This window comes from Bacillus sp. B15-48, assembly GCF_016879755.1.
GTDB lineage: Bacteria > Bacillota > Bacilli > Bacillales > Cytobacillaceae > Mesobacillus_B.
Map to the genome: position 1 here is coordinate 54875 of NZ_WOFU01000007.1, position 19137 is coordinate 74011.

The following is a 19137-nucleotide window of genomic DNA, read 5'->3' on the forward strand; positions in this document are numbered from 1 at the left end:
ATACAACTTAAAACATCAAATTATCTCTAGAGAAGGACCCCTTGTTTAATCACATTGTTGATGACGTAAGATGGAGCATCGTTATTCAATACTTTAACAATATTTCCTGCTGCCATCACAGCCATATCATCACGCGCTTCAAATGTAGCATTGCCGATGTGTGGGGTTAAGACAATATTCTTTAGCTTTTTAAGATCTTCACCAATTTCAGGTTCGAACTCAAAAACATCAAGTGCTGCTCCTTCAATCGTTTTTTCCTGTAAAGCCTTTATAAGAGCAGCTTCTTCCACAATTGGTCCACGTGCACAGTTAATCAAATAGGCTGTTGACTTCATCATCTCAAATTGTGTAGTGCTGAACATATGTTTCATACTTGGATTATATGAACAATTAATCGTAATAAAATCCGAACTAGTCAGTAATTCATTAAATGAAACATAAGTTGCATTTAACGAGTTCTCTATCTCTTGGCTTACTCGATTAAGGTTATGGTATAGAATTTTCATATCAAAGGCTGCCGCTCTTTTTGCAACTGCTTGTCCAATTTGTCCAAACCCAATAATACCAATTGTTTTCCCCGTTACTTCACGGCCACGGAAATAAAGTGGTGCCCAGCCGTTGAAACCAACTGTTCGACAGACTTCATCCCCTTCAGCGACTCTTCTTGCAGCCGCTAATAATAGAGCAATCGTTAAGTCAGCCGTAGCTGCAGTAGAGGCAATTGGGGTGTTTGTAACCGGAATCCCTTTAGTTGCAGCATATTCAAAATCAATATTATTAAAACCGGCTCCGTAGTTTGCAATAATTTTTAAATTTGGTGCTTGATCAATGATTTCTTTCGTAACCGGAGTTGATAGCAAACTCAATAGTGCATCTTTATCTTTGATACGTTCCTTTAATTCGACCTCGGAGATTAATTTTTCACCCGCAAACACTTCCACTTCATACTCGGCAGCTAACATGTCTAAACCTTTTTGTGGAATTTCCCCAGCTACTAAAATTTTCGCCATTTTTACACACACCTCTTCAGTAATTTATTTAGAGCTTATTATTGAGTTCATGGTAATGGGTAATACCAGGAAATCATCAGCCCTATATTTTGTGAAAAAATCACAAACATTCTGCGTTTGCCGAAACAAAATAATTGTGAATAAGTACACAATTTGATGATACGTTAAGCATATCCTTTCGTAACGTTTTAATCTTTAGACAAAGTAGATAAATTTAGCGCTTTCATTTGTTGAAATTTGCTAAAATCCTCTAACCCACCACCACTAATGTAGTAGTTACTCTCCCATTCATCTTATTGCGAGTGGTTTTCTTAAACGATAAATAAGTTAGTGAAAAACACTATAAGCTCAGTGGTTTTCTTGTTTTGTCACAAAGTTGTCAATAACAAAAAACATTTATTATACAACAGTTTACAGGTAGTACACCTGTTATATATCATGGAATTACAACACTAGTGTTATTATTATTAATTGTTAAATTATTCATTATAACTAGGAGGTTGCTATGAGAGGGGCTATTCAACAGTTAAGCAGTATATTGTGGGACATGCATGATGATTCAAAAAGGAAGTTGTCATCATTATTTACTCTTCAATCATCAGCTCCGGAAGTCGGGATGTCTTCTTCACAACCGGAAACAGCCAGGCCAGGGACTGGAAAAAGACCAAAAAGAAACAAAGGTCAAATGATTGGCTTATGGTTGGGGCCGTTATTATTTCTAGCTATCATGCTTTTTGCTTCTCCGGAAGGAATGTCTAAAGAAGCTTTAGCTATACTGGCCAGTACGGTCTGGATAGCTGTATGGTGGATGACCGAAACGGTTCCTTTAGCAGTTACATCTTTATTACCAATCGTGTTATTTCCGCTTACAGGTGCAGTTGAGGCTGGGATAACGAGTTCCTATGCTGATTCAACTATTTTTCTTTTCCTCGGTGGCTTTATCATCGCGATTGCCCTTGAAAAATGGAATTTACACCGCAGGATTGCATTAAATATTATCTTAGTTGTAGGTACGAGTACACAAAGGATTTTGCTTGGTTTCATGGTTGCAACTGGATTTTTATCCATGTGGATTTCAAATACAGCTACTGCGATGATGATGATGCCGATTGCGTTATCTGTTATCTCTCATGTCAATGATTCATTAGCTCCAAAAAAACTAAAAGAGGAAAACTTCGGAAAAGCAGTAATGTTGGGGGTTGCATATGCTGCTTCAATTGGCGGGCTTGGAACACTTATTGGAACGCCTCCGAATATGATTTTTGCCGGTGTCGCTCGTGAACTTTATGGTATTGATATTTCATTTGCTGGTTGGATGCTGTTTGGGGTTCCTCTTTCGCTTATTTTACTTGCAGCCGTTTGGTTCTATTTATTTAAAATTGCGTTTCCGATGCAAATAAAAGATATCCCTGGGGGAAAAACGATTATTAAAGAACAGAAATTTGAACTAGGACATATGAGTACGGAAGAAAAATTGGTAACTGTTGTTTTTGTGTTAACTGCATTTGCTTGGATCACAAGATCATTTATTTTAGTGAATTTTATGCCAGGTCTGGATGATACAATTATTGCCATTGTAGCAGCATTTGCTCTTTTCTTGCTCCCTTCTCAAAACACAAAGGATGGAAAATTATTAAATTGGACAGATGCTAAAAAAATACCGTGGGACATTCTATTATTATTTGGCGGTGGCTTAGCAATTGCAAAAGGGTTTAAGGAGTCTGGTCTTGCTTTGTGGATTGGAGAACAATTAACTGTTCTGCAAGGTGTTCAGTTAATTATTATTGTCGCAGCTATTACTGGACTTGTCATGTTTTTAACGGAAATTACTTCAAATACAGCAACAGCAACGATGATGTTTCCAATTATGGCAGCGCTTGCATTAGCGCTTGATGTTCATCCATATGTGTTAATGGTTGCAGCCGGAATTTCAGCCTCATGTGCATTTATGCTCCCAGTTGCTACTCCACCAAATGCCGTTGTATTCGGTACAGGAAAAATAAAAATTATTGATATGGCAAGAGCCGGATTATGGATCAATATTTTTTCGATACTCGTTATTACACTGTTAGTATATTTTGTACTCCCATTCGTATGGAATATCGATTTAACAATGTATCCCGAAAGTTTTAAGTAACGAATTTTGACTGGATTCCTTTTAGTGGACCCAGTCTTTTTATATCATTTAACAATATGTTGTAACTCCTTGGGTAGGCGCCAATTTCTTTTTGGAATTGGCGGGTGGCACCCTTGAATCACTAGCGATTCTCCACTCTAGCAACTGAAAAGAAGCAGGAACCCTTATTGGGAACCTGCTTCTTTTTTAAGAACGATTTGTGCTATACTCTCAACCTGTGCAGAATGTATGTGGCAACACATCAGATGTTGGTGAGTTTTTAATCTTATTTATTTGTAATCCCGGCCCAAAAATTGGGAGAAAGATAATTCACCCATATCCTAAGAAGTTTATCCAGTAAATAATTATCATCTTTGGTTTAATTATTTTCTTTTATCAATGCTTTAATTTCTTGTAGAGTTGGTAGGGCGCTAATTCCGCCTTTTTTTGTAGTGGTTAAAGCACCGCTTGCATTCGCAAAAGAAAGCAATTGGGTGCCATGTTGTTCTACGAAAGCCTTTAGGTTTGATGTATCTACTTCATGCTTTAAAAGGATATATAAGAAACCGCCAATGAAGGCATCCCCAGCCCCTGTTGTATCAACCACATTAATTTTGTACCCATGTTGAAAATACTCAGAATCCCTCGTTAATACTAAGGCACCTTTTCCTCCCTGAGTATAAACAACTACTTCGACGTCTCCACGGAATAATGATTTCAATGCTTCTTTTTCATCAGATATTCCAGTAATAAATTCAAGCTCTTCATCTGAAATCTTCACAATATTAGCCAAAGGTAAAAATTCCAAAATGGTATTGCGGCAATCTTGTTTATTATTCCACAAAGGTAGACGCACATTTGGATCAAAGCTGATGATTCCTTGTTTTGAATTCATCAGGTCAATCGCTTTCTTATGGGCATATTTCATCGGGGACTCGACCAGATCGACCGAACAAAAATGAAGATAGTCACCAATCCCAAAAGTGTTTTCATCCAATTCGTCTGCTTCTAGCAGCAAATCAGCAGATGGATTTCGGTAAAAAGAGAAGTCACGTTCACCATTTTCCTTAAGTGACACAAAAGCCAGTGCGGTATTTGCTTTATCTGTCCGCAAAATTTTATCCGTTTCAACTCCAGCCTCTTCAAGCTTCTCCACTAAAAAGTCTCCAAAAGCATCGTTACCTAGTTTAGATATCATCGCGGACTTCTGACCGTATTTGGCAACAGCAGCTGCCACATTTGCTGGTGCCCCCCCAGGTGCTCTTTCAAAAGACACCACATCCTTTAATGCAACTCCTTTTTCAAGTGGAATAAAATCAATTAATACCTCACCTATTGAAAATAGTTTTCCCATTCTGTCACCTCTTAAAATCCTTTTTGATTCTCATTTATCCAACAATTCCCCATTTGACTGCCTTCACATTTGTTTGCCCACCGCAGGAAAAAAAGCGTATCCCTGTGCTATCTTTGGAAGGAAAGATTCTACCAGTGAAAACTTCCTCTCCATTATTGACAAATACTTCGACTGAGGAGACGTCAACAAAGATTCTAAATGAAAGCTCATCAGTATTCAGACTGCATTTTCGCACGGAGCCATACTCCATAGCAAAGGACTGTCCTGATTCTGTGCGATCGAACACAACCTTTTTTGTAACAGCATTATACTTAATCACTGTTTTCTCATCCGCTCCAACACGGAGCTCAATCCCGAATTCCTGGGCAGTATTAGCTGAGAATTCTACAAATAGTTCGTAAACCTCGCCTTCAAATCCTTCGAATACAACAGATTCATTTTTCACTAGTTTGTTAGCTTCTGTTTTTTCTCCGCGAAGCAATTCTAGTTCTGATACTGGTTTTTGAATAAGCTTCCCATCTTTAATTGATAATTCCCGCAGCAACGTTAAACAATGGGCCCAGCCATTTTTATCAGTTGGATAGCCGATTTCCGGCAAACCCATCCAGCCAACCAAAATTCTTCGTCCTTTAGGGTCTTTCATTGTTTGTGGTGCATAAAAATCAAATCCCCTATCAAGCTCATGAAAGGCATCGTGAATAAATTGGTTCGTCTCTAAATCGAGTGGACGACCTATCATATACCCAGACTGATAAATATTTTGATAAAAATCCCCCTCTGGTTTCAGGCCCTGCGGAGAAAAAATGAAAACCCCTTGGTTGTCCAACTCGAAATAATCCGGGCACTCCCACATATACCCGAAATTCTCCAACTCTGTCTTGATTTCTCCAAGGAACTGCCAATCTATTAAATTAGTTGATCGGTATAAAACCACACAACCTGTCTTTGTTTCTCTTTGGGCACCAATAACTGCATAAAATTCATCTCCTTGTTTCCAAACCTTTGGATCACGAAAATGATCGGTGTAACCGCTTGGAACCTCTTGTATAACAGAGGAATCATTTTTCGTGATGCATCCGTTTTGTTTCATGACAGCCAAACATTGATACGGTTTTCTATTCCAGTTAACATCTCGAGTATTTCCGGTGTATAAAAGAAAAAGCTGCCCATTTTCCTCAATGGCGCTGCCTGAATAGGCACCATGACTATCAAACTGATTGGATGGCTCAACCGCCATACCCGCATTTTCCCAATGGACAAGATCCTTTGATTTCGTATGATACCAGTGCTTTAGCCCATGGACAGGGCCGAGCGGAAACCATTGGTAAAACAAGTGATATTCCCCATTATAATACGCAAACCCATTAGGATCATTTAATAACCCTGTAACTGGTTGAATATGAAACGTTTGTCTCCAGGGACATTGATTTACAATTTTAGCTAAGCCTTCGATCTCTTCCTCTGTTACCTCACTCAGCTTCCGGTATCTTTGCTCTTTTGTCCATTCCATGCTTATCCACTCCCAATACAGAAAGGAGAATCACTAGATTCCCCTCCTCATTTGTTTTTTCAATTATGATGCTTGTTCTGACTGAATAGTACCTGTTTTTTTAGCATCTCTTTTTGCTAAAACAATGGTTACAGTGAAAGCTGTTGCGAAGGCAATCGCCATTCCGATAATATAAGCAATAATTGTATCCGGACGAATAGAGATGATTCCCGGAAGACCGGCTGCTCCTAATGCAGTCGCTTTTACCTTGAACAATGTCACAAAACCTGAGCCAACGGCAGCACCAATAATCGCACCAATAAATGGATAGCGCAGTTTTAAGTTAATCCCGAACATGGCTGGCTCCGTTATCCCTAGTAAGGCTGAAATTCCGGCTGCTGAAGCAGTTCCTTTAATCTTGCCATTTTTCGTGGTCTTCAACACCGCAAGTGTGGCTGCACCCTGCGCGATATTTGACATCGCCGCTATAACGAAAATAAATGACCCGCCTGTCTTGACGACGTCAGCTAGTAACTGCGTTTCAACGGCAATGAAACTGTGATGCATTCCCGTAATGACAATTGGCGCATATAATAAACCAAAAATAATTCCACCGATGACACCCGTTGTGTCATACATCCAAACAATTCCGTCGGTTAATATATTTCCTGCTGAACGTGTAAGCGGTCCAACGAAGGTAAAGGTCAAAATGCCAGTAATAAAAATCGAAAATAAAGGCGTTAATAGATTATCCAAGGCGGATGGTACAACCTTTCGTAAGGAAGTTTCTATTTTTGCCAAAATATAAGAAGCTGCAAGCACAGGAAGAACCGTTCCTTGATATCCTACTTTTTCAATCTCTAAGCCAAATAGATTCCAAACAGGAACCTCATTATTGAGTAATGCCGCACCATACCCATAACCATTTAATAAATCAGGATGGACCATCAGCATCCCCAAAGTTGCTCCGAGAAAAGGATTCCCGCCAAATCGTTTCGTAGCTGAAAAACCAATTAAGATGGGCAGAAAAACAAAGGCTGCATTTGCAAATGTATTAATGAGGGCAGCTAAATCGGCCATTTCTGGATTTGCATCTACTAACGATTTTCCCTCAATAAACAAGTCAGGCGCCGTTAAGATATTGTTTATCCCCATCAATAAACCGCCTGCAACAATCGCCGGGATAATAGGTACAAAGATGTCTGACAGCATTTTCACAAATTGTTGAAGCGGATTAAGTTTCTTCGTTGCTTCCCTTTTTACATCACTTGTGGACATTTCATTTTGTCCGGTCAGCTTTGCAAGGTGCTTATACACCTCGTTCACCGTTCCAGCACCTAAAATAATCTGAAATTGACCGCCTGTTGAAAAAGTCCCTTTCACTGCATCCATATTTTCCAAACTTGCTTTGTCAACGATTGATTCATCATTTAACACCAGTCTTAAGCGTGTGGCACAATGAGCTGCAGCTGAAACGTTTTCTTGCCCGCCAATTGCATTTAGTAATTCCTGAGCAATTTTTTTGTGATCCACCCTGATTCCCCCTCTTTATTCTTTATTGCGGAACCGGTTCCAATTATAACCAAAGAATATCCACCGATTAGGAACCGGGTCCAATTTAAGATGAAAAACATTACGGAACCGGTTCCATCGTTTTTATTATAGGGCATGATTTGCGTTAATGTCAACGCTTTCTCTCTCCATAATTTCAAAATTTGATATGGTTAGTTTTTCTACCTGCCGCTCATTTACAAGATTCACGATATTTCTTGCTGCCTTTTCTCCAGCTTCTTTGTAGAAAAACTTCACAGTTGTTAGGCCTGGGTTAATAATTTCTGTTACCTCATAGCCACCAAAACCTGTGACCGCTATATCCTTAGGAATCGACAAGCCTTCAGAGTAGGCAGCCTTAAGAACACCTAGAGCGATATTATCAGTGGCACAGACAATAATAGGCGGACGGAATTCGCTAATTATTTTATGGGCAGCTGCCTGCGCTGCTGGAATTTTGAAATCAGTCTTAAAAAACTGCACCTGACATTCTTCTGCCTCTTGTATCGCTTTTTCGAATCCTTGCTTGCGCTTTACCCCTACTGCAATATCTCTTTCCGTTACTCCCAGATAAGCAATGTTTCGATACCCTTTCTCTAGGACATAACGCCCCATTGCATAGCCGGCATGATAGTCATCATGGATGAGGCTGTGAATTGCCTCATGCTCTTGACCAATCAATAGGACAGGAATTTTAACCTTTTCAAAAGCTTGAAGGTGTTGGTCCGTTACCTCTGTTGCCAACAAAATAATCCCTGCGACCTTTTGGTTTGCGAAGCTATAAATACTCTCAATTTCACGTTCTAAGCTTTGACTTGTATTAGAAATTAGCATCTGATAATTCATTTCCTTTAATTGCTCATCAATTCCAATCAAAGTTTGCGAAGACGCATACGAGTCAAGCCTCGGTACTATCGCCCCCATTATATTCGTTTTCTTGGCTTTTAAGCTTTGTGCAAACGGGTTTGGTGAATAACCAGTTTCATTAATGGCTTGTTCAATTTTCTTTTTAGTGGCTTCACCAACTGAGCCGCCATTTAAATACCTAGATACGGTACTTTTGGCAACCCCGGCAATTTTAGCAATATCTAAAATCGTTTTGCTCATTTTATCATCTCCATCGTTACTAACCATACATCATTTTACATATTCACAAGAATTGTTATTGATATTGACTGCCTAACGTATTACGTTATATTATGATAGCATAACCAAAAGTTATTTGACCAACTTTTCTACCTCAAAACGGAACCGGTTCCGTTAAATTCTTATGATAAAAAACAAGGGGGAATTTTTATGTTTAAAAATTTTTTTAAGAAGAAAGCAGATAACGACCCTTCCATCCAAATACCTTTAGAAGGTAAAATTATTTCCATTGAAGATGTTCCGGACCCAGTATTTTCTCAAAAAATGATGGGAGACGGATTTGCCATTCAACCTGTAAATGGAACAGTGGTTTCACCTGCTGAAGGAGAAGTAATCAGCGTTTTCCCTACAAAACACGCCGTCACCTTAAAGGATGTTTTCGGAAGAGAGATTTTAATCCATGTGGGAATTGAAACTGTAAATTTAAAAGGTGAAGGATTTACTTCATTTGTAAAAGATGGTCAAAAGGTGAAAAAAGGACAAAAACTGTTGGAAGTGGATTTTGATTTTATTAAAGGAAAAGTCCCTTCTATCGTAACCCCGGTTGTTTTTACGAACCTAAAAGAAAACGAAAAAGTAGTGATAAGTGAAAACAGCGTTACCATTGTTTAAATCTTTGTAAAAAGGGAAATGGCGTCAAAATTAATAACCAATTGCAACTTCGTAAATCCTTTCGAAGAACAAGAATAGGCAACAACCACAAGGGTTAGTTGCCTTCTTTTAAAATGAGTTGCGCTACACACTCGACGTGACTCGTATGCGGGAACATGTCGACTGGTTGGATATAGCCAACTTTATAGTGTTTGCTGAGCGTTGCAATGTCTTTTGCTAATGTAGATGGGTTGCAGGATACGTAGATGAATTTTTTTGGCTTTATTTTTAACACGGTATTAAGAAATGTTTCATCACAGCCTGTTCGGGGTGGGTCGACGATGATAACATCCGGTTTCCAACCTTCCTTTGCCCATTTCGGCAGCCATTGTTCCGCTTTGCCAACTTCGTACTTTGCATGCTTAATTTCGTGTTTACTGGCGTTTTTGCGCGCATCTTCAATTGATTCTGGGATCACGTCCATGCCTCTTACTTCACTAGCAACATTTGCCAACCATAATCCAATCGTACCAACACCACAGTATGCATCGACGATTTTTTCTTTCCCTGATAGATTCGCTGCTTTTTTCACTTCATCGTAAAGCCTTACAGTCTGTTCAGGATTGAGTTGAAAAAATGTCCGTGCAGATAACTCAAACTGAAGATCACCGAGCGTTTCTTGAATAAAGGCATTTCCCTCTAGAGTCTCCGTTTCATTTCCGAAGATGAGTGAGGTCTTGACACCATTAACGTTCTGGACGACTGATGTCACTTCAGGCAACCGTTTTTTGATTTCTTGGAGAATCAGCTCTTTTTTCGGTATGTCTTTTTTCGTTGTAATTAACACAATTTGCAGTTCTCCTGATTGTACACCGGTTCGTGCGACAATCGTCCGGACGAGCCCTTTTCCTGTTCTTTCATTATAAATTTGGATTTTCAGGTCTTGCAAAATCGCTTTAACAATATTCGTTGCTTTCGTTGTTGCCGGATGTTGAACCGCACATTGTTCAATGTTTACCAACTTATGGGAATCCACTCCGTACAAACCAGCAAGAATTTTCCCCGATTGATTCATACTAACTTGAAACTGGCTTTTGTTTCGATACTCCCACGGTTCATCCATTCCGATTGTTTCACGAATCTCAAGTTCCGCTACCGGCAGCTTCGTATGACGTTCCAACGCCTGAACAACGATATCACGCTTTTCTTTTAACTGTTGTGAGTAATCCAAATGCTGCAGCTGACACCCGCCGCATTCTTCATAAACGGGGCATACAGGCTTTACGCGATGCTCGGAAGGCCTTCTGATTTTTTTAATGCGGGCCTCCGAATACTTCGGATGGACCTTCGTAACTTCCGCAACAACCTCTTCCCCCGGAAGAGCTCCAGGGACAAACACCACATGGCGTTTAAAATAACCTACTCCCTCCCCATTAATTCCTAGCCTTTTGATCGTAAGCGGAAAGGTTTGTTTTAGCTCCATTTTTACGGATTGATTTTGTTTCCCCTCCTGCTTTTGTTTCATACTTTGCGGATGTTGTTTATTTTCTTGGCGGTATTTCTTCAGTTTCTTTTCGTCGTTTTTCAAATTGTTTTCACTCCATTATTCGATGCTTCTCCATAAATATAGCGAAGCATAACTTAAATACGGCTCCCACGGTTGTTTAAGCTTTCCCATCATTTCCTGTGACGGTTTTTCCTCAAGTTGATAATACTTCTTTAAGGCGTTTTGCAAGCCAATATCTGCCATTGGAAAGAGGTTTAGCCGGCCTAGTCCAAACATAAGGAAATTTTGCACAGTCCAAGGCCCAATCCCGCGTATTTTAATTAATCGTGCGGTAATTTCTTCATCTGACATCTTTTTCATTTCAGCAATATCAACTTTACCTGATGCAACTATTTCTCCAAGCCCGATAATATATTCTGCTTTTCGACCACTGAATTGCATCTCACGCAACTGCTCAACATTTAAACTTGCGACTTTTTCTGGTGTCGGATAAAACCAGACTCCATCTCTTTCCGTTCCGAATTCTTTTACAAAACGCTCCGACAATTTATAAGCAAAGGCAAGATTGAGCTGTTGATGGATAATGCATTTTAATAAGCAGCCGAACGGATCAAAATCAAGTACGAGTGGCGTTCCGTAATGTTCTTGGAACAATGCTTTTAAATCAGTAGTTTGAAAATGCTCATGAACTTTATCTATATGAGTGTTCCAGGCGAAAATTTCATGCAAGCGGCTAAGAGTCTTTTCCTTTTCACCCGTTCCTCTAACAATAAATAAAGGTTCTTCTAGATTTCCGTTTCCTTCTACCTCTGCAATAATCGGCTGATTCATTACATTTGAAATTGGAACTTTCACTTGTTTATTTTCAATATCGACTGAATGCAGTGGATCTAGCGCTAAACGTTCTAATGCCCGTTCAAAATGATAAGGTCCATTTATCGCAATCGTTTCTTGCCACATAAAATCCGCCCTTTATGGATGACCTTAAACATGCTCATAAAGTACTCATACGATTCTCATATGATTCACCATGGTCATTCCTGTCCATTTTCCCGTATTATAACATGATTACGATTCCTTTTCTTAAAATTCAAGTTTCAAATACATTCAAATGACAAAGCCTCTCTTTAAGCTCATTAATTTTAAAAGCCCGAACCCCTACACAGTTCGGACTTACCAGGCGATGAGTTTCTTATTTTTTGTGCAACATCGGATGATCTAATTCTTTCGAAGCAAAAAGGTCATCCAAACTTTTAAATGTGTAACCTTGCTTTTTCAAATCTTTAATCACTTTTTCCAAAGCATCGGCATTGTCTTTTGAGACTGTGTGCAACAACAAAATTGCTCCAGGGTGAATTTGTTTCATAATATTGTTATAAGAATACTCCCAACCTCTTTGCTTATCTGTATGCCAATCAACAAATGCGAGCGACCAGAGCACATGTGTATAGCCGGCCTCTTTTGCCAGTTTTAATGTCCGTTCACTAAATACACCACGTGGCGGCCTTAAATAAGACATCTGTTTTTGGCCGGTTATCTCATAGGTTAAGGCTCGAACCTTTTCAAGTTCCCTTTTCACCCGTGCATCATCGACTTGCGTTAAATCAGGATGGTAGTAGGAGTGATTCCCGACAATATGCCCTTCCTCCACCATTCGAACCACTTGATCTTCGGCACTTTCTAAGTAATGTCCCGTCACAAAAAAAGTAGCTGGTACTTTCTCTTTTTTCAAAACATCTAAAATCTGATTCGTATAACCATTTTCATAGCCATTATCAAAGGTTAAATAAATCTCTTTCTTGCTTGTATCGCCCATGTAGACAGCTCCATATTTTTCAAGTAGCTGTTCAAGCACATTACCCGCATCTGCCGGCCGTCCTTCTTGCCCTTTCTTAAATCCCCAATGAATCGGAGTATTCGGAACTGCCGACTGCGCGAACGGACTTGCGATAAAGAATAAAAAAACCATTGCTAATACGATTTTGATTATCTTTTTCATTCTGCTCCTCCAAAGATGTTTTTTTATATTGTTTGTTTAAAGGTGAAAAATAAACAAAAAGCAGCGCGAATATTTTCGCACTGCTTTTCCTGTTATTTAAAAACGGGTTCTTTAAATTGTGCTAGTTTTTCAAGGGAAGATTTTTCTACATCTTCATGTAAACTGTTTCCATGAGAGTCCATCGTTACAACGGCAGTAAAATCTTCTACTGTTAAATGCCACATCGCTTCTGGAATTCCAAAATTCATTAAGTCAACGCCATCTACACTTTTCACACACTCAGCGTAATATTGAGCCGCACCGCCGATTGCATTTAAGTAAACACCGCCATGCTCTTTTAAGGCCGCAAGTGTTTTAGGTCCCATTCCACCTTTTCCGATGACTGCACGAATGCCAAATTTCTTCATTATATCTCCTTGATACGGCTCCTCACGAATACTAGTTGTTGGACCCGCAGCTTTTACATGCCAGTTGCCCTCTTCATCTTTTAACATGACTGGGCCACAATGGTAGATGACTTGACCATTTAAATCAACAGGAGCATCGTTGTCCATTAAATATTTATGAATGGCATCACGGCCTGTGTACATTCTTCCAGTGATTTTTACAACATCCCCAACCTTTAATTGACGGATTTGTTCTTCTGAAATTGGGGCAGTTAGTGTAATTGCTTTTTGAGCCTTTTCTTCCGCAGATGCAGCTGCTACTTCTTCCTGTTGTTTCTCTTCTGCAAAATCAACATTTTCACCTTCTTGGTAAAGCCAGTCTTGAATTTCACCCGTTTCTGGATTCACATTAACTCCAAGGCGGCGGAACGCCCAACAGTTGTAGGCAACAGAAACAAAGAAGCTTGCCGGGATACGGTTCATAACCCCAACTTTACAGCCAAGAAGGGTTGTTTCACCACCAAAACCCATCGTTCCAATTCCAAGTTTGTTCGCATTTGCCATCACATACTCTTCAAGTTGACGTAGTTCTTCATTTGGATTGACATCATCTACAGAACGGAATAATTGTTCCTTCGCTAAATCATAGCCAGACGAACGATCTCCACCAATTCCTACACCGATAAATCCTGCACTACAGCCTTGACCTTGCGCTTGGTATACAGAATGCATGACGCACTTGCGAATCCCATCAAGGTCACGACCCGCACGACCAAGCCCCTCTAATTCGCATGGCAAGCTGTACTGAATGTTTTTATTCTCACATCCGCCGCCTTTTAAAATTAAGCGAGCATCAATATAGTCTTTTTCCCATTGTTCAAATTTAATGACAGGCGTCCCGCCACCTAGATTATCGCCGCTATTCTCCCCAGTAAGCGAGTCGACAGAGTTTGGACGTAATTTCCCGTCTTTTGTTGCTAAGGCGATTGCTTCTTGAATGGCTTTTTTCATTTCAAACTGGTTCGCCCCAACTGGAACTTTAATTTTAAACGTTGGTAACCCTGTATCTTGGCAAATAGGAGAAACATTATCATCAGCCATTTTAATATTATTTGTTATGGTCGCTAAGCTCATCGCTGACCTTGTACCAGCACTTTCTTGTTCTTTTGCACGCTTAATTTCTCGGCGGACGTCCTTTGGCAATTTTGTCGATGTTTCTACAATCAGCTTGTACATGCTTTCTTGAAACTTCTCAATATTCATTGTCAAATCCCTCTCCTTTGCTCCCTTTGCTCATTAAGTAATTTGTGTGAATTTTCTATAACAATACCGCTTTCATTATACTCCTATACGGTTTTTTTTAAAAGATAAAAGCAAAAATCCATTATTGGAATTATTCGTTAATAGTCAAATCACCCTACAAACGAAAAGAGACCTCAGAATAGGCCTCTTCCTAACAGAACTATGAATCACGATTTTTAAATTCGCGGCATTTAGCATCCATTTCTTCGACGATCGCAATCATACGGTCGATATCTTCAAGGTCTGCTTCTTCAGGGTTGATCGCATCCAATAAATCCATAAATGCGGTCAAGCGGTGTTTCAAAAAGACAACCTGTGTGTTTGAATCATTAATCGGACTTCCCAAGCAACTCTCTCTCCTTTCACTTTACCGTTTTTATCCTACCGAAATTAAAGAAATCTTGCAAATTTAATTAAACGGTTGATTAACAAAATACCACTTCGTTCATTCCGTTAAAAAGCTGATAAAGAAAACTCGCCGATTGGCGAGCCCTTAAGGGTGAAGACAGAGGCGTAGTCGCGCTGTGCCCGATTGATGTTCCTAAGGGCTAAAGCCCAAAGAAAAACTTTATTGCCCTTATGCGTTAGGAAAGTATAAATTGCAAAATTTATACTTTCCATTAGCCAACAAAAATCGTAACCTACAACCTTTTACGCCAGCCTTTTTTAAAACTTATCTTGGACGCTCGCTAGCAACAAAGCCGAACGACACATGGTCTTGAATTGGAATCCATGCTCCAATTCCTTGTGAAGTAACATTTTTTACAACGATTGTTTTCTTATTTCCTTTTAGCATTAAATACACTTCACCAAAAGTGACTTTTCCTTTTTCGTTAATCGCTGGTGCATAGGCATATAAATACCCTAAACGTTTAGGTTGGATATTATATATTTGATCTTTTTTCGTCCCTGCTCCAACAATTGTTTCAAAAGCGAGTGGCAACCCTGTTTTTTTAGCGGCTTTTAACATCATCATTTTTTGAACTTCTTCAGCATTTTTAATTTTTGCCGTCAGTCCACCTCTAACCACTTTTTGCTGCTCTTGAACATAATGAATTTGATACGGTGATCTACCACCACGATTATCATAATAATTTGTATTTATCTTTTGGTATTCCCAATTTGGAGAAGTCTCTGTCGACTCATAATTTAACGGCCATTCCCCTAGATAAACAATTGCCCTGTATCCGAATGCAAATGGTGTACTATTAATGGTTGTTTCGTTTAACATTCGAATTAAATCAGGGTTTTCAATTTTTACCTTTGATGTAGAAATCAACTCTTTTGATAAATCACTAGGTTGAAGAAATGGTAAATCTTCTGTTGGATTTGGATAAGTATTCTCCTTCGTTACATTCATCACTGAATTTGGAATGGCATATTTTGCTTTTGCCTCTTGTTTTACTGGTGCTTGTTTCTTTTCATCCTTTGCTGGATCCTTTTCAGCTGAAACAGATGGGAAAAATGAAAACATCAAAGCTAAGGTTAAAAGGATGATTACATACTTTTTCATGATGCTGGACTCCTTTCAAATCTACAAAATTTTGCATTTGTTTGTAGTTTTTTCGTTGTCCGCTCATATTATCCATTCGAATTAACTAATCTGTATAGTCAGTTTGTTTAATAGTCGTTCAAAATGGGGCGAGAAGAGTTGAATGAGTGGCCCAATACCAAGAGTGACGATGATTGTTCCAATCCCAATTGGTCCACTAAAGATGAGGGCCAGAACTAACGCGATCACTTCCCCAATTGTTTTTGCGACCATTAATTTTAACCCGAACCTTTTGCTCAGTGCCATCATTAAATTATCAATTGGACTTAGCAGCAGTTTAGCCTGAATATAAATTGAAATTCCTAACCCAATTAACAAAATCCCACTTAACAGGACGATGATCATCGATAAAAATTCATCTACATTTAGATGAACAAACACTCTCAGCAACCAAAAGTCGATAAACAACCCTGTAATAAATAACGTAATGATTGCGCCGAAATCAGGACGATTTTTCAATAAAAGGGAATTAACAAAAATAAGTGCAACCCCTATGATAACTACCCAAGACCCCGGGGTAAACGCAATTGTTTCTGAAAGTCCAACATTTAAGGCATCCCATGCACCTGAACCTAAGCCAGACTTAATTGTTAAGCTGATTCCAAATGATAATATAGTTAGGCCTACTAAAAAAAAGACCATTCGATAAAGCAATCTCATTTCTCGTTCTCCTTCTATCCTTAATGCCGATTCCCCTATTTTATATATAAGAATGAGTACCTGTCATGTTTTATATGAGGAAATATAGTTTGTTTTCTATTTCCCTTGCTTTATTGAATTCTTCTCGGTTACCATCAAATCAGGTTTCAAACTAGGAGAATAGACATGAATCAATCTTTTCGCTTTTGGATTTTAGTAAGCATCGTTGCCATATCGGGGTTTTCGCAAGGAATGCTTCTACCATTAATTGCGATTATCTTCGAACAAGATGGTATTTCTTCAACATTGAATGGATTAAATGCAACTGCTCTGTATATCGGTGTATTGGTAGCTTCACCTTTTATGGAAGCACCATTAAGGAAATTTGGCTATAAACCAATTATTCTTACAGGGGGACTGTTAGTTGGTGCCGCCCTAGCCTTCTTTCCTGTTTGGAAGTCCTTTTGGTTCTGGTTTTTGCTTCGTTTTATCATCGGAATCGGTGACCAACTACTTCACTTTGGAACGCAAACATGGATTACTTCCTCCTCACCAAAGAACCGCTTAGGACGAAATATTGCTCTTTACGGTTTGTTTTTCGGAATTGGCTTTACAGTTGGACCGATGGTTGCTCGTCTAGTTGAAGTCAATCCATCGCTTCCGTTTATCCTGTCCTCTTTAATTAGTTTAACAGCCTGGGGGTTCGTTTGGTTCTTAAAAAATGAACTTCCTGAAAAGGGGAAAGAAACGACATCCTTTTTAGGGACAATGAATCGATTTGGAAAAGTTTTTAAATATGCGTGGGTTGCTTTCCTGCCACCATTCGGCTACGGCTTTCTTGAAGCTTCTCTCAATGGGAATTTTCCGGTTTATGCCTTAAGGAATGGGCTTGAAATTAGTGCTGTAGCGCTTATTTTACCGGCGTTTGCGGCCGGGAGCATCGTCTTTCAACTTCCGTTAGGAATTATCAGCGATCGGTATGGACGCAAGAATGTACTAGTAACTGTTATGCTGTCAGGATTTATTTGCTTTACAATTGCGGGAATCATCGAAAACTCTGTAATCGGGTTGCTTGTTTGTTTCTTTATTGCCGGAATGCTCGTTGGCTCAACTTATTCACTTGGGATTAGTTTTATGGCTGACTTACTTCCAAGGCAGCTTCTTCCAGCAGGAAATTTAATGGTGTCTATTTTCTTTTCATTTGGAAGTATAACAGGTCCATTTATTGGCGGTCTAGCCATTCAATACTTAAAAGGGGCTAGTTTTTTCTACGTTATAAGCTCGATGTTATTCGTTATTTTCTTAGCCCTTATCATTTTTAAGCCGCTCACAAAGCAAGAAGAAATGCATTCGATATAAAAAGGAGCTGAGACGACTCAGCTCCTTTTTATATCTATTATCTAGTTAATGGTAGCTATTTGACTTATTCGCTGAACTAGAAGTTTTATGCTTTGGGCTGTCTTTACCTTTTTGCTTCGTGCCGCCGCCTTTATTTTTGGCCATTGTTAAACCCCCCTTCTCCCTAGTTAAGGATTAACCTCTTCCTTAGCTTTTGCGAAAACGTACTTTTATCTCAAGGAAAGAAAAGGGATTTGGTTTAACATTTCTTATTGGCCTGTTCATGAAAATAAGCATTTATTTCTCCGCCAATAATGATAATAAAAGCTGCTAAGTAAAGCCAAAGCAAAAGCGCAATGACCCCTCCGATTTGACCATAAATGAGCGTGTATTGAGCAAAATTATTTACATAATATGAGAAAACCCATGAAACGATCACCCAGCCAATTGTTGCAAACATAGCACCGATTAAAACACTCCTGCACTTCATTTTTATATTCGGCGCAATCCAATACAAGCCTGTAAACACAATTAAAAGAACTAAAAAGGATGCGAACCAGCGCAACGTCTCCCATATATTTAGAAATTCACTTTTCAACCCAAATAAAGTAAAAAGAAATTCACCGACTTCCTTACCAAATACCGGAAGCAATAACGCCATCACAAACACGAAAATCATCGCTACCGTCAAAAGGACCGATTTCAATCGGGCTACGAGTGTAGAGCGTGTTTCCTCGACACGATAAGCTTTATTAAAAGAGCGAACAATCGCATTAATTCCATTTGAGGCAGACCAAAGTGTCGCAAGAATACCAAAAGAGAGCACGGTTGTATTTTTCGTCAACACTTCTTCAACACTTTCATTTATGAATTCCGAATGTTCCACAGGTGTATATTCTTGGATAAATTCAATTAAATCGTGATGAGTGAGTGGCAAATAGGGCAAAAGTGCGACAAGGAAAATCAATAATGGAAATAAACTTAATAATAAAAAATAGGCTAATTGTGCGGCCAAGGCTGGGACTTCATCCTCATGGATCCTGCTCCAAATTCTTCTAAAAAAAGAAACATCAATCATTTCCATACTCCTTTGCTAAAAATGAATCGTCGCTCTCCCTTTTTCTGATCATACCTTGGAAATCTTGTCCCTCTTAACC

At 39.1% G+C, this 19137-nt stretch carries 16 protein-coding genes; 3 read left to right on the forward strand and 13 right to left on the reverse strand.

Annotation, left to right across the window (positions count from 1 at the left end):
* Window positions 1-26 precede the first annotated feature (26 nt).
* A complete protein-coding gene (locus GNT69_RS19445) occupies window positions 27-1010 on the reverse strand; it encodes an NAD(P)-dependent oxidoreductase (RefSeq protein WP_203556658.1) in 984 nt (327 codons plus the stop codon).
* A 505-nt stretch (window positions 1011-1515) separates the two neighbouring features.
* Here GNT69_RS19445 and GNT69_RS19450 point away from each other — a divergent pair.
* The gene (locus GNT69_RS19450) at window positions 1516-3147 is read left to right on the forward strand and encodes an SLC13 family permease (RefSeq protein WP_239094353.1); all 1632 of its coding nucleotides are present in this window, start codon (window positions 1516-1518) and stop codon (window positions 3145-3147) included.
* Window positions 3148-3505: 358 nt separating this feature from the next.
* Here the strand turns inward: GNT69_RS19450 and GNT69_RS19455 are convergent, their stop codons facing one another.
* The 4 genes from GNT69_RS19455 to GNT69_RS19470 all read right to left on the reverse strand — a co-directional run bounded on the left by GNT69_RS19455 (window position 3506) and on the right by GNT69_RS19470 (window position 8627).
* Entirely contained in the window at window positions 3506-4480 is a 975-nt protein-coding gene (locus GNT69_RS19455) for a carbohydrate kinase family protein (protein ID WP_203556659.1), read from the reverse strand.
* 34 nt (window positions 4481-4514) lie between these two features.
* Window positions 4515-5990, reverse strand: coding sequence for a glycoside hydrolase family 32 protein (locus GNT69_RS19460; RefSeq protein ID WP_203556660.1), 1476 nt, complete (start codon window positions 5988-5990; stop codon window positions 4515-4517).
* A gap of 63 nt (window positions 5991-6053) precedes the next feature.
* On the reverse strand, window positions 6054-7502 hold the full coding sequence (locus tag GNT69_RS19465) for a sucrose-specific PTS transporter subunit IIBC (protein ID WP_203556661.1): 1449 nt from the start codon (window positions 7500-7502) through the stop codon (window positions 6054-6056).
* Window positions 7503-7628: 126 nt separating this feature from the next.
* Entirely contained in the window at window positions 7629-8627 is a 999-nt protein-coding gene (locus tag GNT69_RS19470) for a LacI family DNA-binding transcriptional regulator (RefSeq protein ID WP_203556662.1), read from the reverse strand.
* Window positions 8628-8816: 189 nt separating this feature from the next.
* Between GNT69_RS19470 and GNT69_RS19475 the strand changes: the two genes are divergently transcribed.
* Window positions 8817-9278 carry a PTS sugar transporter subunit IIA gene (locus tag GNT69_RS19475; RefSeq protein ID WP_203556663.1) on the forward strand — a complete coding sequence of 154 codons (462 nt, stop codon included), beginning with the start codon at window positions 8817-8819 and terminating at the stop codon, window positions 9276-9278.
* Window positions 9279-9372: 94 nt separating this feature from the next.
* On the opposite strand, the gene rlmD is transcribed toward GNT69_RS19475, so the two are convergent.
* The 7 genes from rlmD to GNT69_RS19510 form a co-directional block, all read right to left on the reverse strand.
* Window positions 9373-10782, reverse strand: a complete 1410-nt coding sequence (rlmD, locus tag GNT69_RS19480) for a 23S rRNA (uracil(1939)-C(5))-methyltransferase RlmD (protein WP_203556799.1) — start codon at window positions 10780-10782, stop codon at window positions 9373-9375.
* Between the two features lie 78 nt (window positions 10783-10860).
* The gene (locus GNT69_RS19485) at window positions 10861-11724 is read right to left on the reverse strand and encodes a DNA-3-methyladenine glycosylase family protein (protein WP_203556664.1); all 864 of its coding nucleotides are present in this window, start codon (window positions 11722-11724) and stop codon (window positions 10861-10863) included.
* Between the two features lie 232 nt (window positions 11725-11956).
* Window positions 11957-12763: a delta-lactam-biosynthetic de-N-acetylase gene (gene pdaA, locus GNT69_RS19490; RefSeq protein WP_203556665.1), complete on the reverse strand. Its 807-nt coding sequence runs from the start codon at window positions 12761-12763 to the stop codon at window positions 11957-11959.
* A gap of 92 nt (window positions 12764-12855) precedes the next feature.
* Window positions 12856-14412, reverse strand: a complete 1557-nt coding sequence (locus GNT69_RS19495) for a fumarate hydratase (RefSeq protein ID WP_239094354.1) — start codon at window positions 14410-14412, stop codon at window positions 12856-12858.
* 199 nt (window positions 14413-14611) lie between these two features.
* On the reverse strand, window positions 14612-14797 hold the full coding sequence (locus GNT69_RS19500; RefSeq protein ID WP_203556666.1) for an SE1561 family protein: 186 nt from the start codon (window positions 14795-14797) through the stop codon (window positions 14612-14614).
* 327 nt (window positions 14798-15124) lie between these two features.
* Window positions 15125-15964, reverse strand: coding sequence for a YfkD famly protein (locus GNT69_RS19505; RefSeq protein WP_203556667.1), 840 nt, complete (start codon window positions 15962-15964; stop codon window positions 15125-15127).
* Window positions 15965-16045: 81 nt separating this feature from the next.
* Complete coding sequence (locus GNT69_RS19510) at window positions 16046-16663, reverse strand: YczE/YyaS/YitT family protein (protein WP_203556668.1); 618 nt, start codon at window positions 16661-16663, stop codon at window positions 16046-16048.
* 165 nt (window positions 16664-16828) lie between these two features.
* Here GNT69_RS19510 and GNT69_RS19515 point away from each other — a divergent pair, with 165 nt between their 5' ends.
* Window positions 16829-18001, forward strand: a complete 1173-nt coding sequence (locus GNT69_RS19515) for an MFS transporter (protein ID WP_203556669.1) — start codon at window positions 16829-16831, stop codon at window positions 17999-18001.
* A 238-nt stretch (window positions 18002-18239) separates the two neighbouring features.
* Here GNT69_RS19515 and GNT69_RS19520 read toward each other — a convergent pair whose 3' ends face one another.
* Window positions 18240-19064 (reverse strand): YihY/virulence factor BrkB family protein, encoded by an 825-nt coding sequence (locus GNT69_RS19520; RefSeq protein WP_203556670.1) that lies wholly within the window; start codon window positions 19062-19064, stop codon window positions 18240-18242.
* Window positions 19065-19137: the final 73 nt, after the last annotated feature.

What these genes read in the sequence shown, in the direction of transcription:
- GNT69_RS19445 (WP_203556658.1), bottom strand. Translation starts at nt 1,010, where the DNA reads ATGGCGAAAATTTTAGTAGCTGGGGAAATTCCACAAAAAGGTTTAGAC.
- GNT69_RS19450 (WP_239094353.1), top strand. Translation starts at nt 1,516, where the DNA reads ATGAGAGGGGCTATTCAACAGTTAAGCAGTATATTGTGGGACATGCAT.
- GNT69_RS19455 (WP_203556659.1), bottom strand. Translation starts at nt 4,480, where the DNA reads ATGGGAAAACTATTTTCAATAGGTGAGGTATTAATTGATTTTATTCCA.
- GNT69_RS19460 (WP_203556660.1), bottom strand. Translation starts at nt 5,990, where the DNA reads ATGGAATGGACAAAAGAGCAAAGATACCGGAAGCTGAGTGAGGTAACA.
- GNT69_RS19470 (WP_203556662.1), bottom strand. Translation starts at nt 8,627, where the DNA reads ATGAGCAAAACGATTTTAGATATTGCTAAAATTGCCGGGGTTGCCAAA.
- GNT69_RS19475 (WP_203556663.1), top strand. Translation starts at nt 8,817, where the DNA reads ATGTTTAAAAATTTTTTTAAGAAGAAAGCAGATAACGACCCTTCCATC.
- rlmD (WP_203556799.1), bottom strand. Translation starts at nt 10,782, where the DNA reads ATGAAACAAAAGCAGGAGGGGAAACAAAATCAATCCGTAAAAATGGAG.
- GNT69_RS19485 (WP_203556664.1), bottom strand. Translation starts at nt 11,724, where the DNA reads ATGTGGCAAGAAACGATTGCGATAAATGGACCTTATCATTTTGAACGG.
- pdaA (WP_203556665.1), bottom strand. Translation starts at nt 12,763, where the DNA reads ATGAAAAAGATAATCAAAATCGTATTAGCAATGGTTTTTTTATTCTTT.
- GNT69_RS19495 (WP_239094354.1), bottom strand. Translation starts at nt 14,412, where the DNA reads ATGAATATTGAGAAGTTTCAAGAAAGCATGTACAAGCTGATTGTAGAA.
- GNT69_RS19505 (WP_203556667.1), bottom strand. Translation starts at nt 15,964, where the DNA reads ATGAAAAAGTATGTAATCATCCTTTTAACCTTAGCTTTGATGTTTTCA.
- GNT69_RS19510 (WP_203556668.1), bottom strand. Translation starts at nt 16,663, where the DNA reads ATGAGATTGCTTTATCGAATGGTCTTTTTTTTAGTAGGCCTAACTATA.
- GNT69_RS19515 (WP_203556669.1), top strand. Translation starts at nt 16,829, where the DNA reads ATGAATCAATCTTTTCGCTTTTGGATTTTAGTAAGCATCGTTGCCATA.
- GNT69_RS19520 (WP_203556670.1), bottom strand. Translation starts at nt 19,064, where the DNA reads ATGGAAATGATTGATGTTTCTTTTTTTAGAAGAATTTGGAGCAGGATC.